At 51.8% G+C, this 9,967-nt stretch carries 9 protein-coding genes; 3 read left to right on the top strand and 6 right to left on the bottom strand.

All coding sequences use genetic code 11. The annotated features are described in order from the left end of the window. Positions 1 to 201: 201 nt before the first annotated feature. The gene (locus ACTS3T_RS19025) at positions 202 to 939 is read right to left on the bottom strand and encodes a class I SAM-dependent methyltransferase (protein WP_377963746.1); all 738 of its coding nucleotides are present in this window, start codon (positions 937 to 939) and stop codon (positions 202 to 204) included. Between the two features lie 253 nt (positions 940 to 1,192). Between ACTS3T_RS19025 and ACTS3T_RS19020 the strand changes: the two genes are divergently transcribed. Beyond that, positions 1,193 to 2,086: an alpha/beta fold hydrolase gene (locus ACTS3T_RS19020; RefSeq protein ID WP_377963744.1), complete on the top strand. Its 894-nt coding sequence runs from the start codon at positions 1,193 to 1,195 to the stop codon at positions 2,084 to 2,086. Here ACTS3T_RS19020 and ACTS3T_RS19015 read toward each other — a convergent pair. Together ACTS3T_RS19015 and ACTS3T_RS19010 are read right to left on the bottom strand one after the other, a co-directional pair. Further along, a complete protein-coding gene (locus tag ACTS3T_RS19015) occupies positions 2,083 to 3,273 on the bottom strand; it encodes a M20 family metallopeptidase (protein ID WP_377963742.1) in 1,191 nt (396 codons plus the stop codon). The two genes, ACTS3T_RS19020 and ACTS3T_RS19015, sit on opposite strands and share 4 nt — an antisense overlap. A gap of 53 nt (positions 3,274 to 3,326) precedes the next feature. Continuing rightward, positions 3,327 to 4,463 carry an AI-2E family transporter gene (locus tag ACTS3T_RS19010; protein WP_377963740.1) on the bottom strand — a complete coding sequence of 379 codons (1,137 nt, stop codon included), beginning with the start codon at positions 4,461 to 4,463 and terminating at the stop codon, positions 3,327 to 3,329. Positions 4,464 to 4,544: 81 nt separating this feature from the next. Between ACTS3T_RS19010 and recJ the strand changes: the two genes are divergently transcribed. Next, positions 4,545 to 6,884, top strand: coding sequence for a single-stranded-DNA-specific exonuclease RecJ (recJ, locus tag ACTS3T_RS19005; protein WP_377963738.1), 2,340 nt, complete (start codon positions 4,545 to 4,547; stop codon positions 6,882 to 6,884). 375 nt (positions 6,885 to 7,259) lie between these two features. Further along, positions 7,260 to 7,796: a L,D-transpeptidase gene (locus ACTS3T_RS19000; protein WP_462935386.1), complete on the top strand. Its 537-nt coding sequence runs from the start codon at positions 7,260 to 7,262 to the stop codon at positions 7,794 to 7,796. 28 nt (positions 7,797 to 7,824) lie between these two features. Here the strand turns inward: ACTS3T_RS19000 and ACTS3T_RS18995 are convergent, their stop codons facing one another. The 3 genes from ACTS3T_RS18995 to ACTS3T_RS18985 form a co-directional block, all read right to left on the bottom strand. Beyond that, a complete protein-coding gene (locus ACTS3T_RS18995; protein ID WP_377963734.1) occupies positions 7,825 to 8,379 on the bottom strand; it encodes a late competence development ComFB family protein in 555 nt (184 codons plus the stop codon). Between the two features lie 188 nt (positions 8,380 to 8,567). After that, positions 8,568 to 9,497, bottom strand: coding sequence for a M23 family metallopeptidase (locus ACTS3T_RS18990; RefSeq protein WP_377963732.1), 930 nt, complete (start codon positions 9,495 to 9,497; stop codon positions 8,568 to 8,570). 59 nt (positions 9,498 to 9,556) lie between these two features. Beyond that, positions 9,557 to 9,769: an Hfq-related RNA-binding protein gene (locus tag ACTS3T_RS18985; protein ID WP_377963730.1), complete on the bottom strand. Its 213-nt coding sequence runs from the start codon at positions 9,767 to 9,769 to the stop codon at positions 9,557 to 9,559. Positions 9,770 to 9,967: the final 198 nt, after the last annotated feature.

Below are 9,967 nucleotides of genomic sequence, written 5' to 3'. Positions count from 1 at the left end.
TTCACCGTCTGCACCTAAAAAACTACGCCGAACCCAACGACTGGAGCCGCCCCCTGCCCACCCAACAGCCTGACGAAGTCATGGTAATTCTCACCAAGCGCTGCCACCGGGCATAGCCCCCTTGAGGGTTAGCCAGCCCCAAGCTGACTAGCCCTCAGCCGCCCAAAATCTTTTCTTCAGCCTTCATCGACACCAGCGCCCCTAAACAGGCTTCTGGAAAAACATCAAATGCTGTTGCGGTAGCGAGTCATCCGTTTTTTGCCACACCAGACCCACTGCCGCCATTTCTTTTTTCACCTGCTTCTGGCTCATCTTGTGCAGCCGCTTGATTAAAATGAACGGATTTTCCGCCCGATATTCAGCCAAAACCACCCGACCACCGGGCTTTAACGCCTTGACAATGCCGTGCATCATTTCTTGGGGATAGGCAAACTCATGATAGGCATCCACCATAATGGCCAGATCGAGGCTAGCAGGCGGCAGATGAGGATCGTCAACCGCTCCCTGAATCGGTTCAACATTGGCTACCCCCTGTTCGCTTTGGCGCGTTGCCAGCATATCTAACATTTCTGGCTGAAGATCAACGGCCAGCACCTTGCCCTCAGGTACCTCAGGCGCAATGCGAAAGCTGATATAGCCTGTTCCAGCCCCAATGTCAGCCACGATGTCTGTTGGCTTTAAGTCGAGCAAGTCAACCGCAAGGTCAGGGCTTTCCTCAAACTTGCGGCTCGATCGCTCCAGCCAAGCGGCTCCCTGATGACCCATCACCTGGGCAATCTCGCGACCTAGATACACTTTGCCAATGCCATCTGCACTGGCGGCGGTTAGCTGGTAAGTGCTGTCAGCAGCGGAGCTATTTGTTGCTGGCGCACAGCTCGATAGCAGCGGTAAAAGCGCCAACCAAAAAGCGATCGCAGCGCGTATCCACAGGTGAGGCATCTTTTTATAACCGGGTAACTACAGCTAAAGGCAGAAAGCAAAAGGCCGAGGCCAAAATAAAAGAGTGTTTGGAAAAGGCTTTCAGCAATTTGAGTATCTTAAGCCCTGTGGCTAACGCTATAGCAGTAGCTTAACGCAGGCTATTTTGAACCGAATATTAGCAGCCCCGTCGCTGAAGCTGCTTCTGCTTTAGGGGTGGGTTTAAGCCAGAAGCTTGTCATCATAGATAAAAAGAGCTTTAGGGAGCGGTGAAGTGGCGCTGACAAGTGTATTAGGAAAACAGCGAGTTTGGTTTTGGCGGGGCTGGCGCATTCGCTACACTTATCTGCGTCCTGCCAATTCGAACGCTGCGGCAGCAACTCCTATCTTGCTCTTACATGGCTTTGGAGCTAGCCTGCAACAATGGCGCGATAACCTTTTGCCCCTAAGCCAGCACCATCCTGTCTACGCGCTAGACTTACTAGGCTTTGGCGCTTCCGAAAAAGCTGCTACTCGCTTTGGCACCGATATTTGGGTTGAACAGGTTATCGATTTTTGGCAGACTTGGCTGGGTCGGCCGATTATTTTGTTGGGGCATTCTTTGGGGGCTTTGGTGGCGTTAGCGGCCACTACCACCCATCCAGAAATGGTCGATCGCCTGATTATGTTGACACTGCCAGCGGCTCGTCAAGAGCTGCTAACGGGCTGGAGTGGGCAGTTAGCCCACAAAGTAGAAGCGTGGTTTTCAACGCCGATTTTAATTCGCTTGTTGTTTCGCGTAGCCCGTCGTAACTGGTTTATCCAGGCGGCTTTGCGTTCTATCTACACCAAACCAGAACGGGTTGATGCTGATTTGGTGGCGTCTTTTAGACAGCCTACCGCTGAACGAGGGGCGGCTAGAACGCTGATGTATTTGGTCAAATCTCGCACTGATCAGCGCTTTAGCCCTGCAACCCAAACGCTACTGCCCCAGGTTGAAGTGCCTACGCTTTTGCTGTGGGGGCAGGCAGACCGGGTGATTCCAATTAGCTGGGGCCGACAGGTTGCTGAGCTAAATACGCGGGTGCAGCTTCAAGAACTGCCACAGCTAGGCCATTGTTTATACGACGAGTGCCCAGAACAGGTTAATCAGGCGATTTGTCGCTGGCTGGCGGCTAAAGCTGCTTAAGATATGGCTCTTTGCTGCTGCCAGTATTGATACGCTGAGTACGCCATAGTAACGACCCCCGTGACAATGGCAGATTCGTCAACTTCGAATTGAGGGTGATGGAGGGGATAGTTAGGCTTATCGGCAAAGCCAACCCCCAGCCGAAACATGGTGCCCGGTGCCTGATCAAGATAGAGAGAAAAATCTTCAGCGCCTAAAGAGGGTTCTAGCAAAAGCTGTACGCGATCGCTGCCCCAAGCTTCTTGGGCGGCTGCTTCTACAATTTGGGTGAGTGCCGAGTCGTTTTGCACCGAGGGAACGCGCCGCTGATAGTTAAGTTCGTACTTGGCTCCGTAGGGCTGGCAAACTGCTGCGACGATTTGCTCAATCCAGTTGGGTAGTTCTTCGCTAGTTTCTGGATGGAGCGATCGCACCGTTCCCAACAGCTTGACCTGATTGGCAATTACGTTAGGAGCTCGCCCACCTGCAATTTGTCCAATCGTCAGCACCACCGGGCGCAGGGGATTGTGGGTACGGCTAATGGCTTGTTGCAGCGTCGTAATGACCTGAGCTGCAATCCAAATGGCATCAATGGCTTCGTGCGGACGTGCCCCATGTCCAGACTCACCAATAATCACAATTTCTAGATCATCGGCGGCGGCTGTCAGCGCCCCATAGCGGATACCAACATGGCCAGCCAAAATGGTAGGAAACACATGAATTCCCAATACCGCACTTACAGCTTCCATCACCCCATCTTCCATCATCCACCGCGCTCCTTGAGCAGTTTCTTCTGCGGGTTGAAAAATAAAGCGAGTCGTTCCCGGCAACGGTTCCCCCAGTTCGGCTAGTAGCATGGCTGTGCCCAGTCCCACGGTGGTATGGACGTCATGGCCGCAAGCGTGCATAATGCCAAGCTGATGCGAAGCATAGGGCAGGGCAGTCTGTTCAGGAATTGGCAGCGCGTCCATGTCGGTACGAATGGCTAATCGGGCCAAGTTGGGGTCTAGACCCGCTAATTCGGCCACAACGCCCGTTTTGCCCACCAGTTCTTGTACATGTAGCCCACAGGAAGAAACGACCCCAGCGACATAGGCTGCCGTTTGATATTCTTGACCGCTCAGTTCGGGATGGCTGTGGAGGTGACGGTAAATTTCAAGCAGGCGAGGAGAAATTTTGGCGGCGATCGCTTTTATCCGGCTGAGCATGGAGACTTTATAGTGAGGTTAAGGTTGTTTTTCTGATCATAAAGGGACTGTCCTTAGATTTCTTCGGAAGTACCTTCGTTGCCCTCGGCTACGGTTTGCACGTCTAAGCCCTCTGCTGCAACAACAGCCTCTGGCAAAACCGTAACGGCAACTGACGATCGCAGCGGACTTTCAACCCACTGATCCAAAATGTCTTTAATCAGGAACTCTTGCAGCCAGATTTTGGCCACAACCGCTAGCGGTAAAGCTAGCAGCAACCCCAAAAACCCAAACGCAGTGGCAAAGAAAATTTGAGCGGCCAAAGTCAAGGCAGGCAACAGGGAGACTTGCCGCGCCATCACGGTGGGCGTCAGCCAGTAGCTTTCAATATTTTGGATAATGATATAAAGTACAAAAACCGCGATCGCTTTCCACGGATCGGGAGACAGCAAAGCGACCAATATAGGCGAACCAACGCTTAACGTTGGCCCAATGTTGGGAATAAAATTGAGCAGTCCGGCTAAGAGCGCATGGGCTAAAACCAGGCGAATACCCAGCACAGAAAGGCCGATAAAGCTCAAAGCAAACACAAACACTGAGCTAATTAAAATGCCTCCCATCCAGTTAACCAGTGCAATCTCGCACTCGCAGAGAATATCATCAGCCCGGCGGCGATAAAATGAGGGAATTAGCTTTAGTCCAGCATCGCGATAAGCAGCCGGATTGACAGCTAGCATGATCGACAAAATGAGCACGAGCAGCGTTTGCAATAATATCTGCAACGTGTCGTTGAAAAAAGAAAAGAAGTTGCGAAAAATACCAAAAGCCGTAGCATTTTGAGCCGCTAACCAGTCTGTTACCATCGACAAGCTGGGCAGCTCAAATGGCAAATCTGTTTCTAGCTGCCGCACAAATTCAGGCAAACGCTCAAAGCCCGAAATCAGCAGTTCAATCAGCAAGCTAAACTGCTCAATAAAGGGTGGAACAATGCCAATAAAAAACAGAATAGCCAGTAGCAAAAAAGCGAAAATTACCGCTGGCAACGCAAATTTTCGCGGTGTACCATACTGCTCTACTCGACGCGCTAGCGAATTGAGCGCGATCGCCACAATAATCGCTGTAAAAATAAGCAGCAGAATCTGCCGAATCTGCCACAAAATATAAAAAGAAATAATCAGGCAAATTAGCCCAAGCCACTGTCCCAATTTCACACAGGTTGTCCTTTTGTTTGAATGCGAACTTGATTCGCGATCGCCAATCGTAACGCTTTGACGGCAAACCTAGCGCCTTTAATGGTTAATTCTACGCATCAATGGCAGCTTCAACCCAGCTTTGATCTTTCTGAAGAGTGGTTGCAGGCTGTGCAGCAGCAAACTGGGCTGGAACAGCCCCAGGCTCTCGCTCAGCTTCTCTGGCAGCGCGGCATTCGCTCAGTGGAACAACTCCCTGGCTTTTTTGATCCACAGCAGTATCAGCCCACCTCGGCTTTTGAATTTGGCTCAGAAATGCAGCGAGCGGTCGATCGCCTAAAGCAAGCACATCAGCAAGGCGAAAAAGTGGCTATTTGGGGAGACTTTGACGCGGACGGCGTCACTGCGACCGCCGTTTTATGGGAAGGATTGGGGCAGTTCTTCGTGCCCGATCAGCAGCTAACTTATGTCATCCCCAATCGGCTCAAAGAGTCTCACGGGTTGCATAAAGAAGGTTTAATTCAACTGGCAGCAGCCGGATACACGCTGGTGGTCACTTGTGATACGGGTAGCACTCACTTGAGTGAACTCAACCTGGCGCAGCAGTTAGGCTTAGCGGTGATTGTCAGCGATCACCACACCCTGCCTGACCAGCGGCCACCCGTACAGGCCATTATTAATCCTCGCTATCTGCCGACCCATCATCCTCTCGCCCACCTTTCCGGTGTAGCCGTTGCTTACAAACTGGTAGAAGCGCTCTACCAAACCCTGCCCGATGTCCCGCAACAGCCTTTAGATCAGCTAATTGACCTGGTCGCCATTGGCCTCATTGCTGATTTAGTTGAACTCAAAGGCGACTGTCGCTATCTAGCTCAAATGGGCATTCAGAAGCTACAGCAGCGGCTACAGCCTGCTCCTACAGATAGCGCTTATCGTCCTGGCGTTGCAGAACTGCTGATGTTGTGTAAACGCAGCGGCGATCGCCCTACTGATATTTCTTTTGGCATTGGGCCGCGAATTAATGCCGTGAGCCGCATTCATGGCGATGCCAGCTTTTGCGTAGAGCTGTTGACCAGCCGCGACCCGGAGCGCTGCCGCCAACTGGCGACTGAAACCGAATTAGCTAACACCCGGCGCAAAGCCCTACAGCGCGACCTGATGCAGCAAGTAACTCAACGCCTGCAACAAATCGACCTTTCGACAACTCATGTGATTGTGCTAGCTGATACGCAGTGGCCAACTGGCATTTTGGGGCTAGTTGCCGGACAAATCGCCCAGCAGTATCATCGACCTACCCTATTACTGAGTATTGATCCGCCCAGCCCAGATGGTTCTGCACCCCAGCTCGCCAGAGGGTCTGCCCGCTCACCCCAGTCAATTGACCTCTATCAGCTAGTGCAAACTCAAACGGCTCTGTTGCATAGCTTTGGCGGACATCCTTATGCCGCTGGCTTGAGTTTGCCCGTTGAAAATATTGCGCTTTTTAGCGAAGCGATTAACCGCCAACTGCGAGAACAGCAAAGTGCTGCAACTTTAGCGATCGCTGCAATCCCCTCAGCCGACCTCAAAGTTACGGTTGCCGAATTGGGTAAATCCTTATTTCAGCAGCTCAAGCAATTAGAACCCTGTGGTATGGGCAACCCTGTGCCTCGGCTGTTGCTGCGCAACTGCTGGTTTAGCAATGCCCGCAATTACAACCTGCGCGATTATCGAGGCGGTAAGGTTCGCTACATCAAAACTGAATTTGATCTTTGCGATGCGACCGCCAGTTTAGGCTTTCCAGGTCACTGGTGGGAACACTACCGCGACGATTTACCTACTGGCACCTGCGATGTGATCGTTGAGTTAGACTTCAACACTTATAAAAAACGCTATGAAGTGCGGCTACTGGCTGTTCGCCCTGCCGCCAGCATTCAAGCCAGCGCTGGCTTGGCTGATTGGCTGGTGGATCAGCGTACGGTCGCTACGGCTAACGTTACCTCGGCGCTGCGGCTGCAACACTGTCCTACTGACTGGCAAGATTTTCAACCCTGGCTACACCAGGCGGTGCAAAAACAGCAAGCATTGACCCTGGCTTATTCGCCTCCGGTGCAGCCTTCACCCCAGCAAATTGTCAAAACGCTACTGGGTATTGCCAAATACCTGCACCGCACTCAACAATGGGCAACACGCCCACAGCTTCTAGCGCGTCTGACCCTCAGCGATCGCACGTTAAATCTGGCGCTGGTGTGTTTAGAGCAGCTTGGCTTTGAACTTGCCCAAACAGATCAAGGTTTACAGGTCAAAAGCCTGCCTGCCACCTTAGAAACAACTCACTCAAATGCGATCGCAACTTTCGTCGCCGCTATTCAAGAAGAACAGTTTCGTCGCCAATATTTTTATCAGGTACCGCTAGCCACGCTCCAAACGACGGTACAGCAAATGCTAGGTAACACCGTCTAGAGCCGCTTGCGGTTTATGGCTCAAACGACTTTAGGGGTAAATAAAAGCCACCAAGCCAAAATAGCCCCTAGTAAAACGCAGAGTTTGACAACAATGTAAAGCAGGCTGTCAGGAGCAATGAAGGTATGCATGGTTCCCTCCAGGTGTGGGGTTGAAGAGAGGCCAGACGCTCTATACTTTTATTCTCTTAACTTTTGCCGATTAGTTGCCCAAAGTTGACATTTTGTTAGGCTAGCGTCCTAAGCCACCTAGCCTCTCTGCTGTTGGCAAATAGCCTTGCTACTATTGACCTATGCTGATTAACAATTGCACCTCTAAGCCAATCCGGGTTATGGCCGTCTTATGCTGACCCATCAGCCGATTACGCGTTGCTTTATGGTGCTTTGTTTTGGAGCCGCAGCGTTGTTGGTGGCGGCTGAGTGGGCTTCGCCTCAGTTGCGACAGCCGCCGCCAGTCGGTTCGCCTAAAGCTTTGTGGCGCTATGAAGGCTTTGGCATCATGTCTCGCGTGTCACAACAGGCTAAAGAGACGAGGCTCATCGTCAGTTTGGCCGAACGCCAGCTACAGCTATATGTCAAAGATCAACTTACTGCTAGCTACGAAATTGCCGTGGGTCAAGAAGACTGGCAAACGCCGACGGGTAGTTTTCAAATTCGGCAAAAGCAGGAATACCCTGCTTGGCAGCACCCGATTACGGGCGAAGTGGTTCCACCTGGGCCAGATAATCCGCTGGGTTCTCGCTGGCTAGGGTTTTGGACAGATGGTAAATATGCCATTGGTTTTCACGGGACTAACCAGGAAGAGTTTATCGGCCAGGCGGTTTCTCATGGCTGCATTCGCTTGCGCGATCGCGATATTCGCGACCTTTATGAGCAAGTTGATTTAGGAACCGTTGTGGTTGTGAATCCTTAGCAAGATAAAACCGCTGGCCGCACGCTGGTTAGGCCGATTTCCGGGTGTGCTCAAACTTATGGGCATAGTCTTTGAGCAGTTCGCTCACCTGATTAAGCACCACATCGTCGCTGGCAATACCCTTCTGGATAGAAGTTCGCTCTGGATAGAAGTCAGGCTGATTGAGGTTGTGAGCGATCGCGTCTTTAACTTGCTCAGCAATCAAATTCGACAGTTCGTCTTTGGCTTTGCTGCGTTGATAATTAGCGCCTTCTTCTGTTGTGGCATAGAGGGGCGGAAGACGGTTGAGCGCGTAGGCAGCAACGTCCCCTAAATCTAAGGTGCAGTCACTGGTAGCTTCAATCTCAGCGACCCGTGCGATCGCCTCTGTTAAGACGAGTTCCTCCATGACATTGATAAACTGCTTGCGAGGAACGGCAACCACCTCGCCAGTCAGGAGGGCACCCATAAGGCGATCGAGAGCCATGTACTCTTCGATCGAGAGTTCAGAGGCAGTATCGCAAATCCGCCCTACCTCAGCTTCCATCGCTGGCGTTAAGTATCCATCCTGTAGTGCTTGTTCAACAATTTTTTCAATAGTCATTCGGCTTTAGAACTCCGTTGAATTAGGGGTATAGAAGCCGCAGCTCGAATAGGCTGAGACTCTAGGAGCTGAGTTCGCTCTTATTCATTCCCGCTATAGTGTGCCCGTATTGTGGAAGAGGGAGACAGTTTTAAGGATGGATTCTGAAATTTATCAGAAAGCCTCTGATTATAACTGTTTGCGGCAGGTCAATCAATACTTTGGCTCCGCCACTGCTCAGGGTCAACTGCTATGCCGTTGACATACAACCCCCAGTGCAAATGTGGCCCTGTAGCTACCCCGGTTGCACCAATAGCGCCGACTGGCTGCCCCGCTTGGACAAAGTCTCCCTCTTGGACATCAATCCGGCTAAGGTGAATAAAAATACTCAGCACTCCCTGACCGTGGTCAATACCAATCGTATTGCCATGCAGTTCGAAGCCTTCAGAAACGCGGCCAACCAGTCGCACCTGTCCAGCGGCTGGGGCTACGACTGGAGTACCGGTAGGCGCGGCATAGTCTACGCCACGATGGTAGTAGTCTTCGGCAAAGACGCCGTTGTAGTAGCGCCGCACGCCGTAAGGGGTACTAACGCGACCTGTGCTGGGTCGCAAGAGTGGGCCGTTCCAGTATTTTTCGGGGCTGGAAATTTGCTTAAACGTATCAACGCGATCGAATTCGTAATCGGTGCCTTCAATCCCGGCACGATCGGCTGAAAGCCGAATGCGCTGAGTTGGAAAACTGCGATTGCGCAGCCAAACCGTCAGGTTACGAGTCGGTTCTTGGCCGATAACACGGACAATATGCTCGCCGGGGCGATCGAGGGGGCTAGTGGGAATCAACGCCCGGTAGCGGTTAGCGCCGATGGCAAAGCTAGAAAAACGCCGCTCGTCGTCAAGCGTAATCACAGGTGGTTCGGTGGCAGCGGCATTTTCAGCCTGCACCACTACGGAAAACGTCGTTCCCAATTCTGGGTCGCCAGGGTTGATGGCAACCTGGTAAGCCTGAGCGGCCTGATGACCCAAGACAATCAGCAGTGCAAGGCTGCTCGCAAACAATAGCCAAAGGCCATAGCGCCAGTAGAGAGTGAGCCAGCGACGGGGTTGAGTGATAAAACTGGCGTTTGAAGCTCGTTTCATAAGGTGTGAAGAGAAAACGATGGAATAAAAGCGGTGTTCGTAACCCGCCAATGCTCTTGCTAAAGCAGTTTGAGATAGGCGATCGCATGTCGCCAAAGAATTAGCGTTTGGCCTTCGTTGCTGTCGATGCAGAGACAGTGCGGATCCTGCCAACGCAACGTGCCAATAACGACGTCGTTGGTGATCAGCTTAAGTTCGATCGCTTGTTTTTCGCGAATCAGAGACTGAAACTGATGAACGCTGGGAAGTCCGGTTTCTAGTTCTACTGCCATAACTCTAATGAAGTGAAAATTCCGAAAAGGTTCACCCTTTAATTTACCTGCCTGTTCTGATTGTGGCTAATTTAGCGACTAGACTCAGCCGCATCAGGCTATGAGTTGTCTAGCGACGGGGGGATAAGCTGCTTCTATGGCCAGTTCTACTTGGCCACCTCGCTTCAGGTCGTCGTTGAGTTCCATTCCCTGACGACA

This window comes from Almyronema sp., from assembly GCF_052168255.1.
GTDB classification, from domain to species: Bacteria; Cyanobacteriota; Cyanobacteriia; order Phormidesmidales; family Phormidesmidaceae; genus Sphaerothrix; species Sphaerothrix epifaneia.
This window is presented reverse-complemented; position numbering and strand designations above follow the sequence as displayed.

Excerpts from the sequence above, each read along its gene's own strand:
- ACTS3T_RS19025 (WP_377963746.1), bottom strand. The coding sequence starts at position 939 with ATGCCTCACCTGTGGATACGCGCTGCGATCGCTTTTTGGTTGGCGCTT.
- ACTS3T_RS19015 (WP_377963742.1), bottom strand. The coding sequence starts at position 3,273 with ATGCTCAGCCGGATAAAAGCGATCGCCGCCAAAATTTCTCCTCGCCTG.
- recJ (WP_377963738.1), top strand. The coding sequence starts at position 4,545 with ATGGTTAATTCTACGCATCAATGGCAGCTTCAACCCAGCTTTGATCTT.
- ACTS3T_RS19000 (WP_462935386.1), top strand. The coding sequence starts at position 7,260 with ATGGTGCTTTGTTTTGGAGCCGCAGCGTTGTTGGTGGCGGCTGAGTGG.
- ACTS3T_RS18995 (WP_377963734.1), bottom strand. The coding sequence starts at position 8,379 with ATGACTATTGAAAAAATTGTTGAACAAGCACTACAGGATGGATACTTA.
- ACTS3T_RS18990 (WP_377963732.1), bottom strand. The coding sequence starts at position 9,497 with ATGAAACGAGCTTCAAACGCCAGTTTTATCACTCAACCCCGTCGCTGG.
- ACTS3T_RS18985 (WP_377963730.1), bottom strand. The coding sequence starts at position 9,769 with ATGGCAGTAGAACTAGAAACCGGACTTCCCAGCGTTCATCAGTTTCAG.